The organism is Synechococcus sp. RS9907, assembly GCF_014279615.1.
Lineage (GTDB): Bacteria > Cyanobacteriota > Cyanobacteriia > PCC-6307 > Cyanobiaceae > Parasynechococcus.
The window spans coordinates 422,815-448,474 of sequence record NZ_CP047944.1 but is presented as its reverse complement, the minus strand read 5'-3'; the positions used below and the strand labels follow the sequence as shown (position 1 = coordinate 448,474).

At 59.0% G+C, this 25,660-nt stretch carries 25 protein-coding genes, 3 tRNA genes and 3 rRNA genes; 14 read left to right on the top strand and 17 right to left on the bottom strand.

The window, feature by feature from the left end; all coding sequences use genetic code 11:
* The first annotated feature begins 26 nt into the window (after positions 1–26).
* Positions 27–1,025: a LysM peptidoglycan-binding domain-containing protein gene (locus SynRS9907_RS02460; RefSeq protein WP_188021697.1), complete on the top strand. Its 999-nt coding sequence runs from the start codon at positions 27–29 to the stop codon at positions 1,023–1,025.
* A gap of 6 nt (positions 1,026–1,031) precedes the next feature.
* On the opposite strand, the gene SynRS9907_RS02455 is transcribed toward SynRS9907_RS02460, so the two are convergent.
* Positions 1,032–2,492 (bottom strand): ATP-dependent DNA helicase RecQ, encoded by a 1,461-nt coding sequence (locus SynRS9907_RS02455; protein WP_188022321.1) that lies wholly within the window; start codon positions 2,490–2,492, stop codon positions 1,032–1,034.
* A 69-nt stretch (positions 2,493–2,561) separates the two neighbouring features.
* Positions 2,562–3,665 (bottom strand): hypothetical protein, encoded by a 1,104-nt coding sequence (locus SynRS9907_RS02450; protein ID WP_115080199.1) that lies wholly within the window; start codon positions 3,663–3,665, stop codon positions 2,562–2,564.
* 41 nt (positions 3,666–3,706) lie between these two features.
* On the opposite strand from SynRS9907_RS02450, the gene SynRS9907_RS02445 reads away from it, so the two are divergent.
* Positions 3,707–3,916, top strand: a complete 210-nt coding sequence (locus SynRS9907_RS02445) for a photosystem I reaction center subunit IV (RefSeq protein ID WP_006851563.1) — start codon at positions 3,707–3,709, stop codon at positions 3,914–3,916.
* A gap of 5 nt (positions 3,917–3,921) precedes the next feature.
* Positions 3,922–4,758, top strand: coding sequence for a DNA-formamidopyrimidine glycosylase (locus SynRS9907_RS02440; RefSeq protein ID WP_188021696.1), 837 nt, complete (start codon positions 3,922–3,924; stop codon positions 4,756–4,758).
* On the opposite strand, the gene mtnA is transcribed toward SynRS9907_RS02440, so the two are convergent.
* Entirely contained in the window at positions 4,749–5,762 is a 1,014-nt protein-coding gene (mtnA, locus tag SynRS9907_RS02435) for an S-methyl-5-thioribose-1-phosphate isomerase (protein WP_188021695.1), read from the bottom strand. The two genes, SynRS9907_RS02440 and mtnA, sit on opposite strands and share 10 nt — an antisense overlap.
* Here mtnA and mtnB point away from each other — a divergent pair.
* The gene (gene mtnB / locus SynRS9907_RS02430) at positions 5,762–6,430 is read left to right on the top strand and encodes a methylthioribulose 1-phosphate dehydratase (protein ID WP_188021694.1); all 669 of its coding nucleotides are present in this window, start codon (positions 5,762–5,764) and stop codon (positions 6,428–6,430) included. The two genes, mtnA and mtnB, sit on opposite strands and share 1 nt — an antisense overlap.
* On the top strand, positions 6,430–7,179 hold the full coding sequence (gene mtnC, locus SynRS9907_RS02425) for an acireductone synthase (protein WP_188022320.1): 750 nt from the start codon (positions 6,430–6,432) through the stop codon (positions 7,177–7,179). The genes mtnB and mtnC overlap by 1 nt, the downstream gene beginning before the upstream one ends.
* Positions 7,180–7,280: 101 nt before the next feature.
* Here mtnC and rrf read toward each other — a convergent pair.
* The 5 genes from rrf to SynRS9907_RS02400 form a co-directional block, all read right to left on the bottom strand.
* Positions 7,281–7,397: ribosomal RNA gene (rrf, locus tag SynRS9907_RS02420) — 5S ribosomal RNA — on the bottom strand.
* A 110-nt stretch (positions 7,398–7,507) separates the two neighbouring features.
* A 23S ribosomal RNA gene (locus SynRS9907_RS02415) occupies positions 7,508–10,375 on the bottom strand.
* Between the two features lie 434 nt (positions 10,376–10,809).
* Positions 10,810–10,882, bottom strand: a tRNA-Ala gene (locus SynRS9907_RS02410).
* Between the two features lie 9 nt (positions 10,883–10,891).
* Positions 10,892–10,965: transfer RNA gene (locus SynRS9907_RS02405), tRNA-Ile, on the bottom strand.
* 184 nt (positions 10,966–11,149) lie between these two features.
* Positions 11,150–12,635: ribosomal RNA gene (locus tag SynRS9907_RS02400) — 16S ribosomal RNA — on the bottom strand.
* Together the 16S, 23S and 5S rRNA genes with 2 tRNA genes alongside form the textbook arrangement of a ribosomal RNA operon.
* Before the next feature lie 683 nt (positions 12,636–13,318).
* Here SynRS9907_RS02400 and SynRS9907_RS02395 point away from each other — a divergent pair.
* Positions 13,319–14,776, top strand: coding sequence for a glycoside hydrolase 100 family protein (locus SynRS9907_RS02395; RefSeq protein ID WP_186497108.1), 1,458 nt, complete (start codon positions 13,319–13,321; stop codon positions 14,774–14,776).
* A gap of 75 nt (positions 14,777–14,851) precedes the next feature.
* On the opposite strand, the gene petD is transcribed toward SynRS9907_RS02395, so the two are convergent.
* Both petD and petB read right to left on the bottom strand, forming a co-directional pair.
* A complete protein-coding gene (petD, locus tag SynRS9907_RS02390) occupies positions 14,852–15,334 on the bottom strand; it encodes a cytochrome b6-f complex subunit IV (RefSeq protein WP_006851144.1) in 483 nt (160 codons plus the stop codon).
* A 39-nt stretch (positions 15,335–15,373) separates the two neighbouring features.
* Positions 15,374–16,030, bottom strand: a complete 657-nt coding sequence (gene petB, locus SynRS9907_RS02385) for a cytochrome b6 (RefSeq protein ID WP_011363493.1) — start codon at positions 16,028–16,030, stop codon at positions 15,374–15,376.
* Between the two features lie 67 nt (positions 16,031–16,097).
* Here petB and ctpZ point away from each other — a divergent pair, with 67 nt between their 5' ends.
* The 7 genes from ctpZ to SynRS9907_RS02350 all read left to right on the top strand — a co-directional run bounded on the left by ctpZ (position 16,098) and on the right by SynRS9907_RS02350 (position 20,778).
* Complete coding sequence (gene ctpZ, locus SynRS9907_RS02380) at positions 16,098–17,375, top strand: carboxyl-terminal processing protease CtpZ (protein WP_188021693.1); 1,278 nt, start codon at positions 16,098–16,100, stop codon at positions 17,373–17,375.
* On the top strand, positions 17,372–18,637 hold the full coding sequence (locus SynRS9907_RS02375) for an HD domain-containing protein (protein WP_188021692.1): 1,266 nt from the start codon (positions 17,372–17,374) through the stop codon (positions 18,635–18,637). Before ctpZ ends, SynRS9907_RS02375 begins: the two co-directional genes overlap by 4 nt.
* Positions 18,638–18,644: 7 nt before the next feature.
* On the top strand, positions 18,645–19,283 hold the full coding sequence (gene minC / locus SynRS9907_RS02370) for a septum site-determining protein MinC (protein ID WP_188022319.1): 639 nt from the start codon (positions 18,645–18,647) through the stop codon (positions 19,281–19,283).
* Positions 19,284–19,339: 56 nt separating this feature from the next.
* Positions 19,340–20,152 carry a septum site-determining protein MinD gene (minD, locus tag SynRS9907_RS02365; RefSeq protein WP_006849989.1) on the top strand — a complete coding sequence of 271 codons (813 nt, stop codon included), beginning with the start codon at positions 19,340–19,342 and terminating at the stop codon, positions 20,150–20,152.
* Between the two features lie 4 nt (positions 20,153–20,156).
* Positions 20,157–20,465, top strand: coding sequence for a cell division topological specificity factor MinE (minE, locus tag SynRS9907_RS02360; RefSeq protein ID WP_006851856.1), 309 nt, complete (start codon positions 20,157–20,159; stop codon positions 20,463–20,465).
* The gene (locus SynRS9907_RS02355; protein ID WP_188021691.1) at positions 20,462–20,716 is read left to right on the top strand and encodes a helix-turn-helix transcriptional regulator; all 255 of its coding nucleotides are present in this window, start codon (positions 20,462–20,464) and stop codon (positions 20,714–20,716) included. Before minE ends, SynRS9907_RS02355 begins: the two co-directional genes overlap by 4 nt.
* Positions 20,707–20,778, top strand: a tRNA-Thr gene (locus tag SynRS9907_RS02350). The genes SynRS9907_RS02355 and SynRS9907_RS02350 overlap by 10 nt, the downstream gene beginning before the upstream one ends.
* Positions 20,779–20,787: 9 nt before the next feature.
* Here the strand turns inward: SynRS9907_RS02350 and SynRS9907_RS02345 are convergent.
* From SynRS9907_RS02345 to SynRS9907_RS02325, 5 genes are read right to left on the bottom strand one after another with little or no spacing between them, the layout of a single operon-like run.
* The gene (locus SynRS9907_RS02345; protein WP_188021690.1) at positions 20,788–20,961 is read right to left on the bottom strand and encodes a hypothetical protein; all 174 of its coding nucleotides are present in this window, start codon (positions 20,959–20,961) and stop codon (positions 20,788–20,790) included.
* A complete protein-coding gene (locus SynRS9907_RS02340; RefSeq protein WP_255445960.1) occupies positions 20,958–21,572 on the bottom strand; it encodes an L-threonylcarbamoyladenylate synthase in 615 nt (204 codons plus the stop codon). The genes SynRS9907_RS02345 and SynRS9907_RS02340 overlap by 4 nt, the downstream gene beginning before the upstream one ends.
* A 13-nt stretch (positions 21,573–21,585) precedes the next feature.
* On the bottom strand, positions 21,586–22,473 hold the full coding sequence (prmC, locus tag SynRS9907_RS02335) for a peptide chain release factor N(5)-glutamine methyltransferase (protein WP_255445959.1): 888 nt from the start codon (positions 22,471–22,473) through the stop codon (positions 21,586–21,588).
* The gene (locus SynRS9907_RS02330) at positions 22,470–23,540 is read right to left on the bottom strand and encodes a DNA-processing protein DprA (RefSeq protein ID WP_370586619.1); all 1,071 of its coding nucleotides are present in this window, start codon (positions 23,538–23,540) and stop codon (positions 22,470–22,472) included. Before SynRS9907_RS02330 ends, prmC begins: the two co-directional genes overlap by 4 nt.
* Before the next feature lie 55 nt (positions 23,541–23,595).
* The gene (locus tag SynRS9907_RS02325; protein ID WP_188022316.1) at positions 23,596–24,000 is read right to left on the bottom strand and encodes a thioesterase family protein; all 405 of its coding nucleotides are present in this window, start codon (positions 23,998–24,000) and stop codon (positions 23,596–23,598) included.
* Positions 24,001–24,082: 82 nt separating this feature from the next.
* Between SynRS9907_RS02325 and SynRS9907_RS02320 the strand changes: the two genes are divergently transcribed.
* Entirely contained in the window at positions 24,083–24,931 is an 849-nt protein-coding gene (locus SynRS9907_RS02320) for a universal stress protein (RefSeq protein ID WP_114987407.1), read from the top strand.
* A 1-nt stretch (position 24,932) separates the two neighbouring features.
* Here SynRS9907_RS02320 and psbM read toward each other — a convergent pair whose 3' ends face one another.
* Together psbM and SynRS9907_RS02310 are read right to left on the bottom strand one after the other, a co-directional pair.
* Positions 24,933–25,037: a photosystem II reaction center protein PsbM gene (gene psbM, locus SynRS9907_RS02315; RefSeq protein WP_025362091.1), complete on the bottom strand. Its 105-nt coding sequence runs from the start codon at positions 25,035–25,037 to the stop codon at positions 24,933–24,935.
* A 59-nt stretch (positions 25,038–25,096) separates the two neighbouring features.
* Entirely contained in the window at positions 25,097–25,573 is a 477-nt protein-coding gene (locus tag SynRS9907_RS02310) for a 2Fe-2S iron-sulfur cluster-binding protein (protein ID WP_114987405.1), read from the bottom strand.
* Between the last annotated feature and the right edge of the window lie 87 nt (positions 25,574–25,660).

Below are 25,660 nucleotides of genomic sequence, written 5' to 3'. Positions count from 1 at the left end.
ATGTTGCGGGCATCTGCCGGAGACGAATGCGCTGTACCGCTCTTGCCGCCCTGCTGCTGACGGCCTGGTTCCCCCTGTCAGCCACGGCTGCCTCGGTGACGGTGCGGTCCGGCGAAACACTCTCCGATATCGCTAACCGTTACGGGGTGAGCGTCGGCACGCTGATGCGGATGAATGGGATCCGCAATCCAGACCTTGTTCAAGCCGGGAGCCGCCTGCAGGTGCCAGGCCCCACCGTGACGGCAGGCTCGGGCCGCCATCGCGTCAACAGCGGTGAAACCCTCAGCAGCATTGCCAGCCGATACCAGGTCCGCAGTCGCGACCTGATGGCCCTCAACAACCTGCGCAATGCCAACCACGTTGAGGTCGGCCAGACCCTGCGACTTCCCAGCAATGCCGTGATGCCCCGTCCGGCCTTCAAGCCGGTGGCTGTAACCCCGATCCCGGGAGCCACGGAACACACCGTTGCCAAAGGGCAGACCCTCACGCAGATCGCCAAGGCCTACAAGCTGCCGGTGGCCAGCCTGATCAGCATCAACCAGCTGAGTGACCCCAACAAAGTGGAGGTGGGCACGCGCCTCTACCTGACCGATCCCTCCTTCCAGACAGCCATCACCACCCAGGCGCAGCCGGCAACAACAAAACCGGTTCAAGCCAAGGCCAAGCCCGTCCAAACCAAGGCCGTCCAAACGAAGCCTGGCCAAACGAAACCGGTTCAGGCCAAAAAACCAGTGGTCAAAGCCAAGCCGGTCGAGGCCGCCAAGCCCAAGCAGACCCTGGCCAAATCGGCTGACTGGCGCACCTATGGCCCGCTCCAGGTGGACTGGGGCAACTGGCAAGCCATGGGTGGCAGTCAAGTGGTGCCCACCCTCAATGCCCAAGGGCAGGCTCTTTATCTGGCCGTGAACTGTTCCGCCAAGAAGATCAATGCCACCGGTGCCGATGGGAGCTGGAAAACCTGGGAAGCACCGAAGAACCGCTTCGAAAAAGACCTGGTGAAGGACCGTTGTCAGGTCAAGGTCTGATCTGAATCAGGCGGCGTAATCGAGCGGCCAGGGGGAATCCAGGAATCTCCGGCCGCTTTCGCGGAGATACAGCCGCTGAGCACCGTCGTTGCTTTCCTGGATCAACTCCTCTTGCACGAGCCGACGGGCCAACCAGGTCCAGCGGTCATGGCGTCCAGGTTCATGCAGAGCCAGGTGCTCTCCAAGGCGACGCATCTCCGTGCCGTCCTGCTCGGCCAGATGGGCCAGGAGCGTTTCCACCTGAGCTGACCAGTCGCGTCGTTTGGGGGACTCCACGCAGCGATCGCAGCGACCACAGGGACCCACCAACTCGCCGACAGCCAGCAGCAACGCCTGCTCACGGCACATTTCACCCTCAGCAACAGCCTCCATGCGACGCAGCTGCTGCTGAGCCAGGTCCAAGCGGCGACGATCCTCCAGGGAATCGCTGCCCCGGGTCGAGGCCCGCATGGCCCAGCCCAGGCTGGTGCGATCACCCGGCGAAAACAGCACCTGGCAATGGGCCGGCTTGCCGTCTCTGCCGGCGCGGCCCGATTCCTGCAGATAGCCCTCAGGTGTGGCCGGCAGATCGAGATGAAGCACCAGGCCCACATCGCCACGGTCAACGCCCATGCCGAAGGCCACCGTCGCCACCAGAACGGGCCGCTCGTGCTCAAGAAACAGCTTCAGAGCCTGCTGGCGGGTCTCCGGATCCAGACCGGCGTGATACGGCGTTGCCGCAACCCCTTGGTCAGTCAGACGTTCCGCCCACTGCTCCACCGAACGACGGGTGCGGGCATAGATCAGCGCAGCACCACGGGACATCTCCAGTGCCTCCAACACCTGCGGCATGGGGTCCCTGGGGCGCCGCTGCATCGTGTAGTGCAGGTTGTCCCGGCGGGCCGAACTCACCTGCACGAGCGGGCGACGCAGATCCAGCAGGCGAATGATGTCGGCCCGCACCCTTGGGGCTGCCGTCGCGCTGAGGGCCAGCATCGGCACTCCTGGGCAGAGGCTGCGGATCTGACCCAGGCGGCGGTAATCGGGGCGGAAGTCATGCCCCCAGGCACTGATGCAATGGGCTTCATCCACCGCCAGGGCCACCAGTCGGCCCTCCCTGGCATGACGTTCCAGCATCAGCCGGGTCTGCTCACCCTGAAGTCGTTCCGGCGCGATGTAGAGGAGTCGCAGCGTGGCGTCCTGCAGCTGCTCCAGGGCCTGCTGTCGTCGAGCTGGCTCGAGTCCGGCATACAGGCAAGCCGCAGCGATTCCCCGTCGCTGCAGGGCCATCACCTGGTCCTCCATCAGCGCCACCAACGGTGAGATCACCACCACCAGGCCCTCGCGCACCAAGGCCGGCAGCTGATAGCAGAGCGACTTGCCGCCACCGGTGGGCAGCACCGCCAGCGCGTCCCGGCCAGCCAGCACAGCATCCACCACGGGCCGTTGCCCGGGGCGGAAGCCATCCCAGCCGAAGTGGGTCTGCAGTGCACGCTCGAGCGAAGCCAGAACACACCAGATGTGGAGGCTTCAGATTATCGAGCACAAGATCTGGAGTCAGGCCAGCGGTGGCGGATCCAATTGATCGGGGGACTCCTCCACCAGCTGGAGCCGCACCCGCTTGCCACCCGCGAGCTCTCCCAACGACACCCGCAAGGTGGCGCCGCTGAGGGTCTGCAGAGCATTCAGCACATCGCGCAGGTAGGGCGTGCTGCTTCCGCTTTCAACCCAGAGCCGCTCCTGAAGCCCCCCCAAGCGCCGCCATGAGGTGTGCAGCTTGAGCACCGCCGACTCAAGGGCCTGGGCCTGGCCCACCGCATCAGCCAGCAGGCCGAGGGCATCCAAGCGCTGGGCCTCCTGCATGGCGCGGTCCAGGTCCAGTTCCCCCTGCTGGAAAGCCCGCACGGCAACACCCGACTCGGTTGCCTTGGTGATCCAGCGCGCAGTGCTGGTGACGTCCTTGATCCGGTCGAGTTCGGGCTCATCGCGGAGCACCTTGCGCAGATCTTCCTGCTGCGGCTCAGGAAGCTTGGCCAGTTCCCTTACCAGAGGGGCCACCGCACGGGGTGGCAGCAGGTTCTCCTGGGTGCGCTGACGAATTTCCTCCGGCAGCAAAGGGCTGGTGGCCGCCGTGAATTCATCCGTGAGGCGGCGCACCTGCTTGCGGGTGATTTCCTGCCCCTCGTTGGCGGCTTCGGAAATCATCAGCTGCACTTCGGGAACCGCCTGAGCGGTTTCCATGAAGGCCCGCTTGGAAAACTGATTGACGCTGCTCTCTTCCAAGGTGCCGTCGCTGAGCATGCTGTCGGCGGATTCCGCCAGTTGAATCAAGCCGTAGGCACGGGTCTTGCTGATTTCCCGCTCCCGCAGCCACTGCAGAAATCCTGCGCCCCGGGCTTCACCGCCTCGCTTCTCCTTGTCTCGCACAGCGCGGAGGATGCGACCGCGCCAGATCTCGGTCTGGAGATCAAAGCGATCGCAGACGGCCCAGGCCTGTTCCAGCCGAGCCAGAAATTCCATCGTGCTGATGTCGTCCTGCTCCGGGTCCGGCAAATCCAGCTGAAGCAGCGACGGATCTGGATCAAGGGCGATGGAACTGGTCAAAGGGACGCCGACGACGAAGGGACGACATTCTGTGACGCAGCGGTCATCACCCTCCATTCCACGAGATACGCTCCGATTGCATCTCCCTATGCCCAGCGATGGCGATCACCCGCGGCGCCAAGGTGCGCATCAAGCGTCCTGAGTCCTACTGGTTCAACGAAGTTGGCACCGTTGCCTCCATCGACACCTCGGGAATCCGCTACCCCGTTGTCGTTCGCTTCGAAAAGGTCAACTACAGCGGCCTGCAGGGCGTTGACGGTGGCATCAACACCAATAATTTCGCCGAAGCGGAACTCGAGCCGGCCTGAGGCCGTTGCCTGAACTCCCTGAAGTCGAGACGGTCCGTCGGGGACTGGCAGACCGTCTTGTCGACTTCAAAATCGCGCAGGTTGAAGTCTGCAGGCCAAGGGCCATTGCCAGCCCTGGAGGTCCTGATGAGTTTGTTGCTGGCCTCTGCGGAATGACGGTGGGGCAGTGGCAGCGCAGAGGGAAATATCTGATGGCAGCCCTGGAGCCCGAAGGAGGTGTTTGGGGTGTGCATCTGCGCATGACCGGCCAATTCCAATGGCATGAGCAGCCCTCAGAACCGTGCAAACACACCCGTGTTCGCTTCTGGAACACAAAAGAGCATGAGTTGCGCTTTGTGGATGTGCGCAGCTTCGGAGAAATGTGGTGGGTTCCTCCGGGCCAAGCGATGGAAGAGGTGATCACAGGCTTAACGCGACTCGGGCCTGAACCCTTCAGCACCGACTTCTCCGCCAGTTATCTGAAGCAGAAACTCAAGGGCAGCAGCCGACCGATCAAAACAGCGCTGTTGGATCAAGCCCTGGTGGCTGGAGCGGGAAACATCTATGCGGATGAATCCCTCTTCGCATCAGGCATCGCCCCTTTCACGCCCGCAGGGCAGCTGGAGCTCAAACAACTAGAAAAATTGCGGGATGCCCTGGTGAATGTTCTCACCATCAGCATTGGAGCCGGTGGCACCACCTTCAGTGATTTCCGCGATCTCGAGGGGGTGAATGGCAACTATGGCGGCCAGGCCTGGGTCTACCGACGTGGAGGAGAACCCTGCCGCAGCTGTGGAACGCCCATTCAAAGGGAAAAGTTGTCGGGCCGAAGCACCCACTGGTGCCCGACCTGTCAAAGCTGATTGGACAGCGGAAGCGCAGAGAGAACCTCCCGATAGGGAGGACGAAGCACGCCGAATTCGGTGATGAAACCTGTCACCAGATGAGCCGGAGTGATGTCGAAGGCAGGGTTCCAGGCCTGGGCCCCAGGAGCCGCGACTTCCACTCCCTCTGCGTGGGTGATCTCCTCTGCATCGCGTTGCTCAATGGTGATGGCGTCCCCATCAACCGTCGCTCGATCGATGCTGCTGCCAGGGGCGCAGACATAGAAGGGAATGCCGTGGGCTCGGGCCACAAGCGCCAGGTTGTAAGTGCCGATCTTGTTGGCAACATCGCCATTGGCAGCAACACGATCACAGCCCACCATCACGGCATCCACCTCACCCCGGCGCATCAATAATCCACTGGCTCCATCAACAATCACGGTGCAGGGAACTCCGAGACAACCCAATTCCCAGGCAGAAAGGGCAGCCCCTTGCAAGCGTGGACGCGTTTCATCCAGCCAGGCATGACGGAGCAGGCCACGGGCATGGGCGGCTGCAATCACACCGAGGGCGGTACCAACGCCTCCTGTAGCAATGGCACCCGTGTGGCAATGGTGCAAGACCCGGCAGCCCTGAGCCAACAGAGAAACGCCATGACCCACCAGCTGCTGGGTGAGCAGACGATCCTCCTGCTGAAGCGCAGCGGCCACACCGGCGAGCGCATCAACATCAACTGGAGCAGGGGACCCCAAGGCCGCCTGCATCCGATTGAGGGCCCAGCCGAGGTTGACAGCGGTTGGCCGTGATGCACGCAGGCCTCGGATCGCAGTGGGGAGGTCATCTCCGGAGCGTGCCGCCAGAACAACCCCCCAAGCCGCCGCGATGCCGATTGCGGGTGCACCGCGCACAGCCATGGAGGAAATCGCCTCAGCAACCTCCTGCCATCGGTGCAATTGCATGAAGACCACAGCACCGGGAAGTTGTCGCTGGTCAAGCAACTCCAGGTGATCACCGCTCCAGCGGCAACTGGGGGGAAGCGTCAATGCACGTGGGCCGCTATGTCCTGTATAGAAGACGGAGGGATCAGCGGATTGTGACCGCAAACCAAACCCAGCGCGAACGATTAACTGAGGTGATGCAGGGCATCCACCAACGCGGCTGGTGCGATGGCACCGGAGGGAATTTCAGCGTTGTGCTCCAACATCAGCCCTTGCAGTTGCTGATGGCACCCAGCGGTGTTGACAAGGGGCAGGTACCTGCCGATCAGGTGATTGTTGTGGATGAGCACGGCAAGGTTTTAACGGGCAAGGGAAAAGCCAGTGCCGAAACAGCGCTGCATCTGCGCATTGTTGAAGCAACCCAAGCGGGAGCTGTACTGCACACCCATTCCGTTCCCGGAACGGTGTTGTCCCGCCATTACGAAAACACAGGAGGGATTGTCTTGGAGGGCTGGGAAATGCTGAAAGGCCTGGTCGGAATCAAAACCCACGCCAGCAGCATCACCATTCCTGTTATCAGCAACAGTCAGTCAATGGATGAGCTGGGCGAGGCCATCGCACCCTTTCTGGAAACATCGCCCTACGGCTTTCTGGTGGCCGGTCACGGCCTTTACGCGTGGGGGGCTGACCTGGATGCAAGCAAACGACACCTGGAAATCCTGGAATTTCTATTACAGGTGAGATTGACCCAAATGCAGATTGGAGATCAATGATGAATCAACAACATCTCCTGCTCGACATCGAAGGAACAACATGCCCAGTGAGCTTTGTCAGCGACATTTTGTTCCCCTTCGCCAAGCAGGAACTGAGCCACTACATCAAACAACACTGGGACAAAAGCCCTCACGACAAGCCAATCCAAGCCGCCAAGAAGGAATGGCTGGATGACCAATCTCCCGAAAGCGTGCAGATCAAACAGCAGGTTGCAAAGCGGGAAACAGAGGAGATGGACGGATTAATTCAATACCTGAAACACTTGATTTGCATCGACAAAAAGTCGACAGCACTCAAAGACCTACAGGGGAAGATCTGGGAACACGGGTATAACGTTGGAGAACTCAAATCTCAACTGTTTCCAGAAACGGCTGAATGCCTACGGGAATGGCGCAAGCAAGGATTAACCTTATCCGTCTATTCATCGGGCAGCATTCAAGCTCAAAAACTGCTTTACAGGCACAGCCCTGCTGGTGATCTTGAAAAACTTTTCAGCCACTGGTTTGACACCCATACAGGCCCCAAAAAATCCACGGAGAGCTACATAAAAATTGCCGAACAGCTCGGCAGCTCGCCCACTAAAATCTGGTTTGTGAGTGACAACGGAGCGGAGTGCGATTCTGCTCGTTCGGCAGGAATGAACACCCTCTTCAGCCTTCGCGACGGCAACCCTGACCGTGACCCACGAGATCACACGGTGGTTCAATCACTCCGCGAGGTAAGTGCTCACATAACAGCAGAGCAATAGCCAACAAAAAAGCCACCTCAAGGAGAGGTGGCTTCTTCGCGGGTGGTGATGGTGATCGCTTCAGCAATCAGCACATCATCAACCCATTTGGAGAATGTTTTACCTGGCATCGAGCTATTTTCTCAGGGGGCTACCCCCCAAATATCGTCGCCGCTGATGCGTTTCACAACCGAGTTCGGGATGGATCGGAGTGGGACCACACCGCCATGGACACCAGGATAGATAAACATTCTCAAGGGATGAACCCTGAGAACTGCATAGGATCTGCAACTAACGCTGCACGTCTGAATCAAACAAAGAAATGAGTCTTCAGGCAAGAACCAAAATGTTGGTCAAGCCCTCGGTCTATTAGTACTCCTCCGCTGCATCCATTACTGGACTTCCACGTAGAGCCTATCAACGGGTGTTCTTCCCGTGACCTTACTGGGTTACCCCATGGGAACACTCATCTTGAGGTGGGCTTCCCACTTAGATGCTTTCAGCGGTTATCCACTCCGCACATGGCTACCCAGCGTTTACCGTTGGCACGATAACTGGTACACCAGAGGTGCGTTCCTCCCGGTCCTCTCGTACTAGGGAGAAATCCTCTCAATGTTCCTGCGCGTACACCGGATATGGACCGAACTGTCTCACGACGTTCTGAACCCAGCTCGCGTACCGCTTTAATGGGCGAACAGCCCAACCCTTGGGACCGACTTCAGCCCCAGGTTGCGATGAGCCGACATCGAGGTGCCAAACCTCCCCGTCGATGTGAACTCTTGGGGGAGATCAGCCTGTTATCCCTAGAGTAACTTTTATCCGTTGAGCGACGGCCCTTCCACTCAGAACCGTCGGATCACTAAAACCGACTTTCGTCCCTGTTCGACTTGTAGGTCTCACAGTCAAGCTTCCTTCTGCTTTTGCACTCATCAGCTGATTTCCAACCAGCCTGAGGAAACCTTTGTGCGCCTCCGTTACCTTTTAGGAGGCGACCGCCCCAGTCAAACTGCCCACCTGATACTGTCCGCTCCCCGGATAACGGGTGAACGTTAGAACCCTAGCTCTGAAAGAGTGGTATCTCACCAGTGACTAACTCATAGCCGCAACCATGAGATCAACGTCTCCCACCTATCCTGCGCATTCAGAGCCCGGGCACAATACCAAGCTACAGTAAAGCTTCATAGGGTCTTTCTGTCCAGGTGTACGTAGTCCGCATCTTCACAGACAATTCTATTTCGCCGAGCCTCTCTCCGAGACAGCGCCCTGATCGTTACGCCTTTCGTGCGGGTCGGAACTTACCCGACAAGGAATTTCGCTACCTTAGGACCGTTATAGTTACGGCCGCCGTTCACCGGGGCTTCAGTCGCCAGCTTCGCTTACGCTGACCGGCTTCCTTAACCTTCCGGCACTGGGCAGGCGTCAGCCCCCATACATCGTCTTGCGACTTAGCGGAGACCTGTGTTTTTGGTAAACAGTCGCCAGGGCCTCTTCACTGCGACCACCTTGCGGTGGCACCCCTTCTCCCGAAGTTACGGGGCCATTTTGCCGAGTTCCTTAGAGAGAGTTACCTCGCGCACCTCGGTATTCTCTACCACCCCACCTGTGTCGGTTTCGGGTACTGGCAGTCATGCCTTAACGGGTATAGAGCTTTTCTTGGAAGCTTGACGTCACCAACTTCGCTGCCGTAGCAGCTCGTACTCACGCCTCAGCTCGGAACGTTTTCACCGCTCCTCAACGCCTCGAACGCTTGAACCAGTAACCAACATCTGGCTTGGCTAGCCTTCTCCGTCCCTCTTCCCAAAACATGACCGGTACAGGAATGTTGACCTGTTATCCATCGACTACGCCTTTCGGCCTCGCCTTAGGTCCAGACTAACCCTCCGCGGACGAGCCTGCCGGAGGAACCCTTAGGGTTTCGGTGCATGGGATTCTCACCCATGTTTTCGCTACTCAAGCCGACATTCTCACTTCTATGCAGTCCACGCCCGCTCACGCTAACGCTTCGCCCCACATAGAACGCTCCCCTACCATAAAAATCCGCAGCTTCGGTACAACACTTAGCCCCGTTCATTTTCGGCGCAGGATCGCTCGACCAGTGAGCTATTACGCACTCCTTTGAGGATGGCTGCTTCTAGGCAAACCTCCTGGTTGTCTATGCAATCCCACCTCCTTTATCACTTAGTGTTGATTTGGGGACCTTAGCTGGCGGTCTGGGCTGTTTCCCTCTCGACCATGGAGCTTATCCCCCACAGTCTGACTGCCTCGCTACACACAGGGTATTCAGAGTTCATCTCGATTTGGTACCGCTCTCGCAGCCCGCACCGAAATGGTGGCTTTACCCCCCTGCTGGAGCACGAGACGCTACGCCTCAACGTATTTCGGGGAGAACCAGCTAGCTCCGGGTTCGATTGGCATTTCACCCCTAACCACAGCTCATCCGCTGACTTTTCAACGTCAGTCGGTTCGGACCTCCACTTGGTATCACCCAAGCTTCATCCTGGCCATGGTTAGATCACCCGGGTTCGGGTCTATAAACACTGACAAACGCCCTATTCAGACTCGCTTTCGCTATGGCTCCACCATTTCCGGTTTAACCCGCCAGTGCCTATAAGTCGCCGGCTCATTCTTCAACAGGCACACGGTCACCCTATAAGTAGGGCTCCCATTGCTTGTAGGCTCACGGTTTCATGTTCTATTTCACTCCCCTCCCGGGGTTCTTTTCACCTTTCCCTCGCGGTACTGTTTCGCTATCGGTCACACAGTAGTACTTAGCCTTACGAGGTGGTCCTCGCGGATTCACACGGAATTTCACGTGCTCCGTGCTACTCGGGATACAGCTAGCTCAGTTCAGTTTTCGGTTACGGGGCTTTCACCCTCTGTGGCGTGCCATTCAAGCACTTCTCCTAACTTCCCTGATACACGTTGCTGTCCCACAACCCCGATACTCGAAAGTATCGGTTTAGGCTCTTCCCCGTTCGCTCGCCGCTACTTAGGGAGTCGTTTTTACTTTCCTTTCCTCCAGCTACTAAGATGTTTCAGTTCGCTGGGTTGGCTCGTGCCAGCCTATGGATTCAGCTGGCCGTATTAAGGGTTGCCCCATTCGGAAATTCCCGGATCAAAGCGTGCTTCCAGCTCCCCGAGACTTATCGCAGGTAACCACGTCCTTCATCGCCTCTGTGTGCCAAGGTATCCGCCGTGAGCCCTTTGTAGCTTGACCAATTAACCTCCTGAACGCTTACCGCCGTTGAAAGCAGATTCTCAAGTTTTTATTGCTAAAAACAAGATCAAACTCTGATTGGCTCGACACCAATCAAAGAACGCTCAAGAGTCTCGGCTCTTGCTCAAAAGAATTTTCATTGTTCTAGATCCAATCTCCCTTTCAGAAGATCAGATTCAAAACAATGCATCTGTAAGATGCTTTGTTTTTTCCAGACTCACCTATGCAGTTGTCAAGGTTCTGCCAGAACTTCAAATCAAATCATCAATTGCTTGATCATTTGATCCGAGCCCAGCATCTTATCAACCAAATTCAAGGCTTTAACTTAAAACTTGGAATGACAGGAAGCTGGGGTCATCCAGCGGACACATCTAAATCACACTCCAATCGAGCTCAACTCCAAAAAATTGGAGATGGGAATCAAGTTCGGTCAGTGGAGGTTAGGAGACTCGAACTCCTGACATCCTGCTTGCAAAGCAGGCGCTCTACCAACTGAGCTAAACCCCCAACACCGAATGGGCCATCCTGGACTTGAACCAGGGACCTCACCCTTATCAGGGGTGCGCTCTAACCACCTGAGCTAATGGCCCAGGAGTCTCATCCCTTTTGGGGTGTGACCTAGACAAAGTTTAGGAACTGAAAATCTCCATCAAGCAATCAACATTGCTGCTGATCCTTGACTTCAAAGCTGAGGTACCGATCGACCTAAGGTGACAGGATTTCGGCCTAAGAATAAAAGCACTCAGGCATCAAAATCATTGTGTTGTCTCCCTGTTAGGAGGTGATCCATCCGCACCTTCCGGTACGGATACCTTGTTACGACTTCACCCCAGTCATCAGCCCCACCTTCGACGTCCTCCTCCACAAGGGTTGGAGTAACGGCTTCGGGCGTGGCCAACTTCCATGGTGTGACGGGCGGTGTGTACAAGGCCCGGGAACGTATTCACCGCAGTATGCTGACCTGCGATTACTAGCGATTCCGCCTTCACGTAGGCGAGTTGCAGCCTACGATCTGAACTGAGCCACGGTTTATGGGATTTGCTTGTCCTCGCGAACTTGCTGCCCTTTGTCCGTAGCATTGTAGTACGTGTGTAGCCCAGGATGTAAGGGGCATGATGACTTGACGTCATCCACACCTTCCTCCGGTTTATCACCGGCAGTCTCTCTAGAGTGCCCAACTAAATGCTGGCAACTAAAGACGTGGGTTGCGCTCGTTGCGGGACTTAACCCAACATCTCACGACACGAGCTGACGACAGCCATGCACCACCTGTCACTGCGTTCCCGAAGGCACTCTCCTGTTTCCAAGAGATTCGCAGGATGTCAAACCCTGGTAAGGTTCTTCGCGTTGCATCGAATTAAACCACATACTCCACCGCTTGTGCGGGCCCCCGTCAATTCCTTTGAGTTTCACACTTGCGTGCGTACTCCCCAGGCGGAACACTTAACGCGTTGGCTACGACACCGAGGGGGTCGATTCCCCCGACACCTAGTGTTCATCGTTTACGGCCAGGACTACAGGGGTATCTAATCCCTTTCGCTCCCCTGGCTTTCGTCCATGAGCGTCAGTGATGGCCCAGCAGAGCGCCTTCGCCACTGGTGTTCTTCCCGATATCTACGCATTTCACCGCTACACCGGGAATTCCCTCTGCCCCTACCACACTCAAGCCCAACAGTTTCCACTGCCATGATGGAGTTAAGCTCCACTTTTTAACAGCAGACTTGAAGGGCCGCCTGCGGACGCTTTACGCCCAATAATTCCGGATAACGCTTGCCACTCCCGTATTACCGCGGCTGCTGGCACGGAATTAGCCGTGGCTTATTCATCAAGTACCGTCAGATCTTCTTCCTTGATAAAAGAGGTTTACAGCCCAGAGGCCTTCATCCCTCACGCGGCGTTGCTCCGTCAGGCTTTCGCCCATTGCGGAAAATTCCCCACTGCTGCCTCCCGTAGGAGTCTGGGCCGTGTCTCAGTCCCAGTGTGGCTGATCATCCTCTCAGACCAGCTACTGATCGATGCCTTGGTGAGCCATTACCTACACCAACTAGCTAATCAGACGCGAGCTCATCCTCAGGCGAAATTCATTTCACCTCGCGGCATATGGGGTATTAGCAGCCGTTTCCAGCTGTTGTCCCCCTCCTGAGGGCAGATTCTCACGCGTTACTCACCCGTCCGCCACTAACCCGAAGGTTCGTTCGACTTGCATGTGTTAAGCACGCCGCCAGCGTTCATCCTGAGCCAGGATCAAACTCTCCGTTGTAGATCATTTCCTCTTGGACGTTTTCACGTCCTCAAAATGATTTGCGTCACCCATTACTCAGTGAAAACTGGTAACAGTTGAGGCCTCCTTTCGCTGACACAAAAGGGTTCTTAAGAGTGCATCTCTAGATTTCTCTGTCAATGACTTTCCGGGATCTCAGATCCGGTTGTTGCTCCACAATTCGCACACCGGCAACAAGAGAGCTCGTGAAAACCCTCCCGTTGCAGCGAATTGCTTCAGCGCAACGAAATTTTTTGACGGGACCTCACACCTTCATCGCTCTTTCATTCGACTCCTCACCTCACCTCTCGGCTTGGCTCAGAACCAAACGCGATAAAAGCGTCAGTTCCTAAACTTTTCAATTGTCCAGGTGCGACCAAACTTCTCTTCACTCCCTCTCAGGAGATCGGTTGGTTGGTCATCGCGGCCTCTCGCGACCGCTTGAAGAACTTACAACACCGTGGGATCGCTCCCTTCTGGTCTCGCAAGCCGCCTCAGACACATCAAAGCTTTCGCCTCAAGCGCTTCAGCCTGCACAGCAGCCTCTCGGCTCCCGCGCAGTCCAAAAACATAACCCACTGAACCCTCTTCTCGCAACATGCACACCCTCTGGAAGATCTGAAGGGTTGCTTCCACTGGCGAAACCCATTGCCAGAACTACATTTCAGTTGGAGGTCACCGCGATGCCAACGCGTTTCACCGAACAAAGCCAGCGTTTCCGCCCCAACTCAAACGAAGAGCAGGTGCTGCAAAAAGCACGGGAACACTTCGAAGCCACGCTGATTGGCATCCAGGGGGAACTCGCCGGCAGCGTTGCCGCGATGGAACATCGCCGCGCTGACGACGCCCTCAACTACGGCGAGATCTTCCTGCGGGACAACGTTCCCGTGATGATCTACCTGATGCTGGAAGGCCGCTTCGCCATCGTGAAGCAGTTTTTGAGCGTCAGCCTTCAGCTCCAAAGCACCAACGTTCAAACCCGCGGTGTCTTCCCCACCAGCTTTGTGGAGGAAGAAGGAGAACTGGTTGCGGACTATGGCCAGCGCTCAATCGGTCGCATCACCTCAGTGGATGCAAGCCTCTGGTGGCCGATTCTCTGCTGGATCTACGTCAAACGCAGTGGGGACATCGACTTCGGTCGCAGTCCGGAAGTGCAACGCGGTTTACAACTGCTGCTCGATCTGGTTCTTCACCCCAGCTTCGAAGGCACACCGGTGCTGTTCGTTCCCGACTGCGCGTTCATGATTGATCGCCCCATGGACGTGTGGGGCGCTCCACTGGAAGTGGAGGTGCTGCTCTTCGCAGCGCTGCGCAGCTGCGTTGGGCTGATGGAACTCTGCCAACGCCACGAGAACAGCGTTCTTCTGGGGGAACGATTGCGGCTGAGCCGGCAATGGACCCATGACTTGCGGCAGTTCCTGCTGAAGCACTACTGGGTGACCAGCAAAACGATGCAAGTGCTTCGGCGACGCCCCACGGAGCAGTACGGCGAAAACCAGCACCACAACGAATTCAACGTTCAACCCCAGGTCATCCCCGACTGGTTGCAGGACTGGCTCGAAAACCGTGGCGGCTACATGATCGGCAACATGCGGACCGGACGACCGGATTTCCGCTTCTACTCCTTGGGAAATTCCCTGGCATCACTGTTCGGGTTGCTGACCGCACCACAGCAACGGGCCCTGTTCCGACTGGTGCTGCACAACCGTGACCACCTCATGGCCCAGATGCCGATGCGCATCTGTCATCCCCCCATGGAGGGCGTGGAATGGGAGAACAAAACGGGCTCCGACCCCAAGAACTGGCCCTGGAGTTATCACAACGGTGGCCACTGGCCGAGCCTGCTCTGGTTTTTTGGTGCGTCCATCCTTCTGCACGAACGGCTGAATCCCCAGGCCGACGTGTTGCTGATGGGGCAAATGAAAACGCTGTTGGACGAGTGCTACTGGAGCCACCTCAACCAACTGCCCCGTCAGCAGTGGGCTGAATATTTCGATGGCCCCACAGGAACCTGGGTTGGACAGCAATCACGCACCTATCAGACCTGGACCATCGTTGGTTTTCTGCTGATGCACCACTTTCTCCACGTCAACCCAGACGACGTGCTGATGCTCAACCTCGACGAATCGATGGGTCACTGACGAACCACAGCAGCAATGGCACAAAAAACCCCGGCTCGACGAGCCGGGGTCCATGAACTGAACTCAAAGAACGGATCAGAACAGTCCGAGGGTGAGGGACTTGTCGATCGGAAGTGCTGCACCAATACCGAGGTAGATGGTGACAAGGGTTCCGGTCAGAAAGACAGTCATCGCCACGGGACGACGGAAAGGGTTCTGGAACTTGTTGAAGCTCTCGATGAAAGGAACAAGCATCAGACCCAGGGGAACCAGGGTTTGCAGAGCAATACCCAGAAGCTTGTTGGGAACAACCCTCAGAATCTGGAACACGGGGTAGAGGTACCACTCAGGAAGAATTTCCAGAGGGGTGGCGAAGGGATCAGCCTTGTCAGCGAGCATGGCTGGATCCAGGACGGCCAGACCAACCACACAGGCGATGGTGCCGAGGATCACCACCGGGAAGATGTAGAGGAGATCATTAGGCCAGGCAGGCTCGCCGTAATAGTTGTGACCCATGCCCTTGGCGAGCTTGGCCCGCATCTTGGGATCAGAGAGATCAGGCTTCTTGAGAATGTGCATCGTTTAGTCCAGGTGTTGAGGGAACAGTAGGAACGCAGATCACAAGGGACCAGAAATGCCCTGCTTCCGGATCATCAGGAAGTGCATGAGCATGAACACGGCCAGCAGCCAGGGCATCACGAAAGTGTGAAGGCTGTAGAAGCGAGTGAGCGTGGCCTGGCCAACGCTTTCGCCACCGCGAAGCAGTTCCACCATGAAATCGCCAACAACAGGAATGGCTGCAGGGACGCCGGAGACGATCTTCACAGCCCAATAACCAACCTGGTCCCAGGGAAGGGAGTAACCGGTCACACCAAAGGACACGGTGATGACTGCCATGGTGACGCCGGTGACCCAAGTGAGCTCACGGGGACGCTTGAAGCCGCCGGTGAGGTACACGCGGAACACGTGGAGGATGAGCATCAACACCATCATTGATGCGCTCCAGCGGTGCACAGAGCGGATCAGCCAACCGAAGCTGACGTCGGTCATCAGGTATTCGACCGACTTGTAAGCCTCAGCAACGGTGGGCTTGTAATAGAAGGTCATCGCGAACCCAGTCGCGAACTGGATCAGGAAGCACACCAACGTGATGCCCCCCAGGCAATAAAAGATGTTGACGTGGGGGGGCACGTACTTGGAACCAATGTCGTCAGCAATGTCCTGGATTTCCAGACGTTCCTGGAACCAGTCGTAAACCGGTGATGAGTTCGCCATGCACAAGCGGGCTCGAGTTGCGAAAGTCTACTGAGCACGCTTCTGCCACTGAGGCGAACCCACCGCGATGTATCCAACTGTTAACGATCTTTCAGACTGGCTGCGGCGCAAAGGTTTTCAGGCGCTGAGGCAACTGATCGCAGCGTCTCTTTGCTGCTTTTTGGTGCTGGGCAGCGCTTGCACAGCCGTTGCACTTAGCGACACACAACAGCTCGTGGTGGACAGCTGGCGGCTTGTGAACCAGGGCTTTTGGAACCCAGAGCAACTTGATGCGGTGCGTTGGAAGCGTCAACGGCAGAAGGCCATGGAACGCAGTATCGAGAGCAGCAACGATGCCTATGCAGCCATCGAATCGATGCTGGCTCAGCTGGGCGACCCCTACACGCGGCTGCTTCGTCCAGAGGACTACACGGCGCTGAAGAACAGCACCAACGGCAGCCTCAGCGGTGTGGGCTTGCAACTCGGGCCGGATGAAAGCAGCAATGGTGTTGTGGTGATTTCTGCCCTCGAGGGTTCACCTGCCGGCGAGGCGGAGATCACCAGTGGCACGCAATTGCTGTCTGTTGACGGCAAGGACGTGGTGGATCTGGGTCTGGAGGGAACCGTGGCAGCGCTGCGTGGAGACGTGGGTTCGCAGGTGGTGCTGACGCTGGACAACGGCAGCGGAGAAACAAGCGAGCTGACCCTGGAACGCCGCAGCGTGGACCTCAGGCCGGTGCGCACAAGGCGCTTGCGCAGCGGCAGTCACACCCTTGGCTATCTGCGGATCACCCAATTCAGCGAAGGGGTCCCCGAACAGGTGAAAGAAGCCCTCACAGAACTGCAGAACAAGGAGATCGAAGGGTTGGTGCTCGACCTCCGCAACAACTCAGGCGGCTTGGTGAGCGCTGGATTGGCGGTCGCCGACGACTTCCTTTCCGGTGGCGCCATCGTTGAAACCCGCAACCGCGAGGGCATCAATGACACCATCCAGGCCAGTCTCCAGACGGTGTACGACGGACCGATGGTCACCCTCGTGAACGGAGGAACGGCCAGTGCGAGTGAAATCCTGGCTGGCGCCCTTCAGGACAACGAACGCGCCACCCTTCTCGGAGGACAGACCTTCGGCAAAGGGCTGATTCAAACGCTGACCAACCTCAGTGATGGCAGCGGCCTCGCCGTGACCGTTGCTGGCTACGTGACACCGAGTGGACGAGACATTCAAGGGGAAGGCATCGCTCCCGATCGTGGGTTGTCAGATCCGGAACCCCTGAACCCTGGCGGTGAGGGTGATCGCTGGCTCTCGGAAGCTGAGCAATGGATGGAGGCCCTGCTGGAACAAACCGCTGACGAGACCGAGGCATGAGTCAGCGGACCTATCACGACCCTCTGCATCGCGGCATTGGTCTTGACCGCCAAGCCCCAGCAGAGGGAATGATGATGGACCTGGTGGACACGGCGCCGTTCCAGCGCCTGCGACGCATCCGCCAGCTGGGTCCGGCCTACCTCACCTTTCACAGCGCTGAATCCAGTCGATTCACCCACTCGCTGGGGGTCTTTCATCTGGCACGCCGTGCGTTTGAGCGGATGCTGCCGTTGGCACCCGAGTTGGAGCCGTATCGGGGGCTGCTATACGGAGCTGCTTTGCTCCATGACATTGGCCATGGCCCCCTCAGCCACACCGGCGAAGAGATGTTTGGCCTGCACCATGAAGCGTGGTCAGCGCGGGTGATCCGGCATCACCCAGAGATCCATGACTGTCTTGAGAGCCATGCATCCGGCACGGCTGAGGCGGTGGCGAACCTGCTGGAGCATGGACGCAGCCCTCACCCCCTGATCAAACACCTGGTCAGCAGTCAGCTGGATTGCGACCGACTGGATTACCTCCTGCGCGACAGCTACAGCACCGGAACGCGCTACGGGCAACTGGATCTCGACCGCATCCTGGGAGCACTGACCCTGGCCCCTGACGGGGACATGGCCATTCATCCCAAGGGTCTGATGGCTGTGGAGCACTACCTGGTGGTGAGAAACCTCATGTACAGGAGCGTCTACAACCACCGGTTGAATGTGGTGTGCAACTGGCTGCTGGAAAAACTGATCCTGACGGCACGACAACTGGGGCCTGAGCAGGTGTGGGCTGATGAGGTGATGGCCACCTGGCTCTGGCAACCAGACCAGATCCGATTGGAGGACTTCCTCGCTAACGATGACCAACGCACCGGCTACCACCTCCAGCGTTGGCAAGCCGAAGCGCCAGCAGCCCTGGCTGAACTGAGTGGGCGTTTCCTGGATCGACGCCTGCTCAAAGCAACGGCCGTTGAACATCTTTCCCCGGCGGATCAACTGCAATTGCTCGCAACAGCCAGGCGCCTGGCCGATCGTCATGGCCACGACCCTGAACTCTGCTGCGGATTGCGTCATCAACAGCTGCGCGGGTACCACCCCTATCGAGGCGGCTTGCGCCTCTGGGACGGGCAACAACTCCAAGCCCTGGAGAAAGCCTCTCCCCTGGTCGCAAGTCTGGCGACCCCGGCGGCAACCTCCTGGTTGATTCACCCCCGCGACATCAGCAACGAACTCAGGCAGGAGATGGACGTTGAATGGCCCCGAGCAGCAGCAGCGTGAAGCAGCCATGACCTTGAGGCTTCCCGACCAGCGACTTGATCACTGGAGGGATCGTTTGCCGGATCTGCTGAGCAGGTGTTCCCAGCCGATTGTTGATCTCGACTGCGGGGACTGGGTCCTGACCTGCGGCGACCTGGCTGATTTGTGCGCCGCCGTGAGCGAGGCAGGCCATCAACTCGGACGCATCACCGGCCAGGCAGCCGAGACCGTTGTGGGTGCTTCAGCCTTGGGACTGGACGCAAGCCGGTCCAACACGCCGTCCAGCCGTGAACTCCAGCCCAATCCTGTGGCGAAAGCCCCTTCCGAGCTGTTGTTTCACCACGGAACCCTGCGCTCAGGTGACCATCTCCAAAGCGAACGCACCATCCTTCTCTATGGCGATGTGAATCCCGGAGCGCGGATCAGTTCAGCCGCTGATGTTTTGGTGTGGGGTCGCCTGCGGGGCGTGGCCCATGCCGGATGTGAGGGGTCAACAACCGCGAAAATCGTTGCCCTGCAGCTGCGGCCACTGCAACTGAGGATTGCTGACGTTGTCGCCCGAGGCCCCGAGGATCTGCCCCAGGCGGGTTTGGCCGAACAGGCCAGGCTCAAGGATGGCGTGATCGCCATTGAACCCGCCGTCATCCAGAGCTTTCAAAAACGCTGACGTCGTTGTCAGGCCCAAAAGCCAGATTATTCTGGCCGCACCAAAGCAGAACCCTGGTGTCGACGACCCGAACCATCCTCATCTGTTCTGGCAAGGGCGGTGTCGGAAAAACAACGACCACGGCCAACCTTGGGATCGCCCTTGCTCGCCAAGGCGCCAAGACCGTGGTTCTTGACGCGGACTTCGGTCTGAGGAACCTCGATCTGCTCCTGGGCCTGGAGAACCGCATCGTCTACACCGCTCAGGAGGTGCTGGCCGAGACCTGCCGGCTGGAGCAAGCCCTGGTGAAGCACAAGCAGGAGCCCAATCTGGCCCTGCTCCCTGCGGGCAACCCTCGGATGCTCGAGTGGCTCAAGCCCAAGGACATGCAAGCCATCGTTGCTCTGCTGGAACGCCAGTTCGATTACGTGTTGATCGACTGCCCGGCAGGCATCGAAGACGGATTCAAAAATGCCGCGGCCGCAGCTCGAGAAGCAGTGGTGATCACCACCCCGGAAGTGGCCGCCGTGCGGGACGCTGATCGGGTGATCGGGCTTCTGAACACCCAGGGCGTGCAGCCTGTGCAGCTCGTGCTCAACAGGGTGCGGCCGAAGATGATGTCGAACCAGGAAATGCTCTCAGTGGACGACGTCACCGACATCCTGGCGTTACCTCTTCTGGGGCTTGTTTTTGAAGACGAACAGGTGATCGTGAGCACCAACCGCGGTGAACCCTTGACCCTGAGTGATTCGTCGTCCCCAGCGGCCCAGGCCTACGGCAACATCGCTCAACGGCTTCAGGGTGAAGACATTCCTCTGATGGACCCCTCCCAGGCCCGCCGCGGCCTCCGCGCCAGGATGCGCAAGCTGATGCAAACCCGGATTTTCTGAGGCGATGACACTCAAGGAATTCATCGACAAACTCCTGCGCCGTCAGCCCGCTAGTGCAGAAACAGCCAAAGAGCGGCTGCAGTTGGTGCTGGCCCACGACCGCAGTGACCTCAATCCGGAGCTGCTCGAACAAATGCGGCGCGAGATCCTCGAAGTGGTGGCCCGCTACGTGGAGATCGACCTCGCTGAAGGTGATGTGAGCCTCGAGACGGAAGATCGCGTCACCGCCCTGGTGGCCAACCTGCCGATTCGTCGCCCGATCGCCCAACCCGCAAAGGTGGAACCCTCTGAGCAGCAACCTGCTCAAGCTTGAAACCTCGAATCCCGAACCTCCTCACCCCCGCTGAACAGCGGGTGGTGCTGTTGTTGCTCGAAGGCCTGAACAACCGAGCCATCGCCCAGCGGTTGGTGATCAGTCATCGCACCGTTGAATGCCACATCAGCAGGGCACTCCGGAAAAGCGGATGTCGCAATCGACTCGACCTGGTGCTTTGGCTGATCAGCGATCAAGGCCCCGCCTTGAATCGCCTGGCAGCCGGTACGATGCAGCCCATGCCGGCTTAGCTCAGCGGTAGAGCAGCGCTTTTGTAAAGCGAAGGCCATCGGTTCAAATCCGTTAGCCGGCTTGATCTGGATCAGGGCGACGTACTGCGGTCTGATTCGCCCGCCAGCAGCCAGATGAAGAACACCCCCAACAACCAGGGGAGAAGTTTCAGTTGAAGCGTCCAGGTGAAGACCGCTTCGAGGGGTTCCAGAACCCAATGAAGCAAGGCCATCACCAGCAGGCAGAGCCCAACAAGCGAGATCACTCGAGCACCTCAACCCCTGCTGGAATCACAGCACCCCGTCGCACCAAGCGCCAGCGTCCTTGCTCCACCCAGACCAACACCGTGCTGGCCTGGCCCGAGGGTTGAGGCCAGGGCTGGGGACCCAGCTGCGCGACATCAGGGAAAACCAGAGCCGCCTCTGCTGCGGTCATGCTGGCGGGTTCACCGGAGCGATTGGCACTGGTGGTGGCCAACGGCCCGCTGATCTGAAGCAGCGCACGGGTCTGCTCACAGGCCGGAATGCGGCAGCCCAGGCTTGTTCCACCGGGGTTGAGATACCGGCCTGCACCGCCATCACGGGCAGGCAACACCAGCGTGAGCGCTCCAGGCCAATAGCGCTCAGCCAAAGCTTCAACCTCCCGATGGCAGGGCCCCTCAACCTCGTGGAGCAAGTCATTGACGGATGCACCCATCAAAATGAGGGGCTTATCGGCTGGTCGGCATTTCAAGCGCCAGAGGGTCTGGGCTTGATCGGGAAGCACCGCCAGGCCCGGCAGCGTGTCGGTGGGAATGATGGCGGCTTCACCGGCACGAAGCCGCAGCGTCAGGTCGGAGGCGGCCAGAACCGGAGCAGGCATGAATCCTTCCTTCATCGCAGGCGTTGCATCAGCTTGATGCGGCAGGTTTGCAAGCAAGCGCAAAGCGAAGGGTCCCCTCAAGATCAGCGGCCGCTCTGACCTCCACCAAGCCGGCATCGCGCAGCAGCTGCGTCACCTGAGCGCTCTGGTCGTGGTGGTGTTCGAGCAGAAGCCAACCTCCGGGCGACAGCCCCATTAGGGCGCCATCCACCACGCTGCGGATCGCATCCAAGCCATCTGCTCCCCCAAGCAACGCCAAGTGAGGTTCGTGGTCACGCACCACAGCCTCAAGACCGTCAACCACAGCACTGGGGATGTACGGAGGATTGCTGACCACCAAATCCAGGCTTCCCCACCAGCTCTTGAGGGGAGACCACCACGACCCGAGGTGCAGCGAACAGTTGTGATGCGGGGCGCAACGCTCAAGATTGCGTTCTGCCAACTGCAAGGCATCGGAACTGAGATCGACGCCATGCCCTGGTGCCGTGGGCCAGGCACGGGCCAGAGCCACAGCGATGGCTCCTGAACCAGTGCCGAGGTCAGCCCAACGGGCGGGAGGGGTGGCTGTGAACTGGCTCATGGCCAGATCCACCAGCAGTTCCGTTTCCTGACGGGGAATCAAGGCGGCAGGCGACGACTCAAGCAGCACATCCCGCCAGGGACAGAGCCCAACCAGGTGCTGGAGGGGAACATTCCCATGAAGGTGACGCTCCCACAGCTCAGAGAGCACCTCAAGGGACTGCTCCAGGGCGACGGTGCGCGTGGGGTCCAGCAACAGCCGTTGCAGGCTGGCCCAACGAAGACCAGCGGCAAGATCAAGCAACCAATCCAGATCAGCCGCGGTGCCACCCCGGGCGAGTTGTCGGCGCCGCCACTGCAACACATCAGTGCCGGCAACGGTTGTGCAGTCTCTCAAGGCCGAGGCTTGCGCCAATGCAATCCAGATTCACACAGCAGTTCGCGCCGACACTCAAGCGCCAAAAGCTGGGGGGCCAGCTCAGCGGGGGAGCACTGCAAACGAAGCACCAACTGATCAAAGGTCACCCCTGAGCCAATGGCCTCCATCAACCGTTGATGCTTGCCGCGTGACTCCTCTGACCTCAACGGGCCCTCGCCAATGGAAGCGAGCAGATCCTCAGGGTGAATCAAGGCCGTTGCACCATCGCGAAGCAGGGCATTGCTGCCCCGACAGGACCAACGGCGGGCATCCCCCGGAACCACCCATATGGGGCACTGCATCCGGCTCGCCCAGCGGGCCGAAATCAATGCTCCGCTGCGTTGCGGACACTCCACCACCACGAGCGCCTGGGCAAAGGCCACCAACCAACGGTTCCGCGCCGCGAAGTGCCCTGGGCGCACACGGCAGCCGGACCGACTCGGACTGATCAACAGCCCTTGCCTGCCGACCTGCTGTTGCAACGATCGGTGGTGGGCTGGATAGACACGGTCCAAGGGTGTCCCCAACACCGCGATGGGTGCACCGTTTCTGGCCAAACAGCCGCGATGGGCTGCAGCATCAATCCCTTCCGCAAGACCACTAAGGACGGGCCAACCCGCCTCGGCCAGACCACGGCCCATTTCTTCGGCCATGGCAAGACCATGGTCCGAGGCGGAACGCGTGCCCACCACTGCGATGGCTGTGCGGGCATGGATGTGCCGGAGCAGCGATCGATCCCCTTCGACGTAGAGCCCTGAAGGGGATGAGTGCAGATCATCCAAGCAACGAGGCCAATCAGGATCACCCGGCAAAAGGGCACAAGCAGGCACGTCAAGCTTCGGAGCAGCCCCGTGCTCGAACCTGTAACGCTCAACGTCGCGCAAACAGTGCGCCGGCCAGGCCAGCGCCTGGCCCAAGCGTTCGATCCGCCACCCCCAGAGCTGATCAGGGCCGATGGCTTGGTCGCGGCAAAGCCTGCGCAGATCAGCCATGCGGGCGTTGCCCAAGCCAGGGCAACAGGTCCAGAGCCACCACCACCCCCGCACCAGCCCCGAGCAAGTACATGTGTACTAGCACGGCAGCGGTGGCTCGGGGTTCGATTCAGAGCGATTGGCGCACCAGCTGATCCATCACCTCCTGCAGCTGCGCCGGCACGCGCCTGAGCACGCGCCCCTCACGCACCATCACCAGATTCACCGACGCCTCCGCAACCACCGCATTTCCGCAGACAAAGCGTGAGATCCATGGCCAGCGCACCCCCTGCTGACCAGGGCATCGGCTTTCAACACACACTTCGTCGCCGTGCCGGAGCGGCTGGCGGTAATCCAGGTGAAGGGACACCACCGGCATATCGACACCCATCGCGGTCATGGCGGCATAGCCAAGGCCCGCAGCCTGGAGGGCCTCAACCCTGGCCTCCTCCAGCCACTGCACATAGGCCCCATGCCACATCACACCGGCGTAATCGGTGTGCTGCGGGAGCACACGCTTGTTCAGGGTGTACATCATCCGCGTAACGCTGTGACATCAGCTTCTCTCCCCGGAGGCAACCACCCATAGGCTTCCGCAGAGGCTGCTTCATCTCCCTGTGTTCAGGAACCTTCTGATTGCCGACTCGGGCAAGGGTCACGTCGAGGAAATGATCCGGATGCTCCAGGACATTCCCAGCCTGAAGGCCGCAAAAATCAATTTGCTGCATGTGGTGTCGGAGCAAAGCAAGTCGCAATCCGACGGCCATCGCGACGAAGCAGAAAACCTCTTGAACAGCGCAATCACGCGCATGGGCCTGAGCCCGTCAAGCGTGAGCACCTTGATTCGCGAGGGCGACACCAAACAGACCGTGCTCAAGGTTGCCGATGAAGTTCAGGCCGACCTGATCGTGATGGGATCCCGCGGCCTGGGACGGCTTCAATCGATCCTGGCCAACAGCACCAGCCAATACGTCTTTCAGCTGTCCACGCGACCGATGCTGCTGGTGCGGGATGACCTCTACGTCAAGCATGTCAACCGCGTGATGGTGACGATCGACGGAACAGGCGTTGGGGACGACGCTCTGCGCACGGCCTGCGAACTGGTGCGAGAAATCCCTGGCGGAACGCTCACCGGCGTTCATGTCGTACGCCAGGAGTCAGCACCCTCGCGGGGAGGCCGCACAAAAGCAGACGAGGTTCTTGACGCCGCTGTTCAGCGGGCCAGGGGTTTCGGTGTCGACATGAAAGCCATCCACACCGAAGGGAAGGACATCGGTCGCAGCGTTTGCCTGGCTGCATCGGAATGCAACGCCGACCTGGTGGTCATCGCCTCTCAGGACCGACGTCCTCTTGTGGCCAGAGGGCTGGTGGATCTGGACAAGCTTCTGGGCGGATCAGTCAGCGACTACATCCGAGTGCACGCACCAGCCCCTGTGCTGCTGGTGCGTGAACCTGAACAAGGCTGAATCAGGCCTCGTTGTTCTGCGTGCCGATGTAGAGCACGATCAGGAAGATCGCCGGAACCAGGATGAACAGGAGGCTGGCGACGAATCCGAGATCGTTGGTTTCCATGGCCGTTGGAGGGATCCAGGCGAAGGTATCACCGACAAGAGGCCTGGGGAGCGTCTGCCCTAGGCCTCGTCACCGGCGGTAGCAGCCTTGGCATCTCGGCCGTCGCCATCGCCCCCATCCTGGTCCTCCTCATCGAGCTCACTGGCCGGAGGCGCTGGCCATGCCGTGGGACCCGCCGGCAGCGGGGCCTGCCTGGCCGCAGCCAATCTCGAATCGGCATTGGCGAGCCTCACCTGAGGCCGGGTGAGAACCATGACGGACTTCTCCACCAGGGCCTGGCATGCCAGACGCCACTCCTGGGGTCGACGGCGCAACTTGCTGTCTTCGACGGCAGTGCGTGCCGTCAGCGCATCGGCGTTGTCTTCGTCGACCACGGAAACGAAGCAGGTGATGCACTGACCACACCCTCCGCAGTTGCCCAGCTGCCCCTTCAGGCCGTAGAGCTCGATGCCCTCGCGACGGGCCACCTCACGCAGATTCTCACCGGGGTAACACTCCACATCACGCCCTTCGCGAACAAACCGGATCACGGGCATGAGCTCAAAGCAACCAACCCCCATCATGGGCTGAAGCATTGCGTTTTGTGAACAGCAGGGGCCTGACTTTCATGTCACTGACCGTTG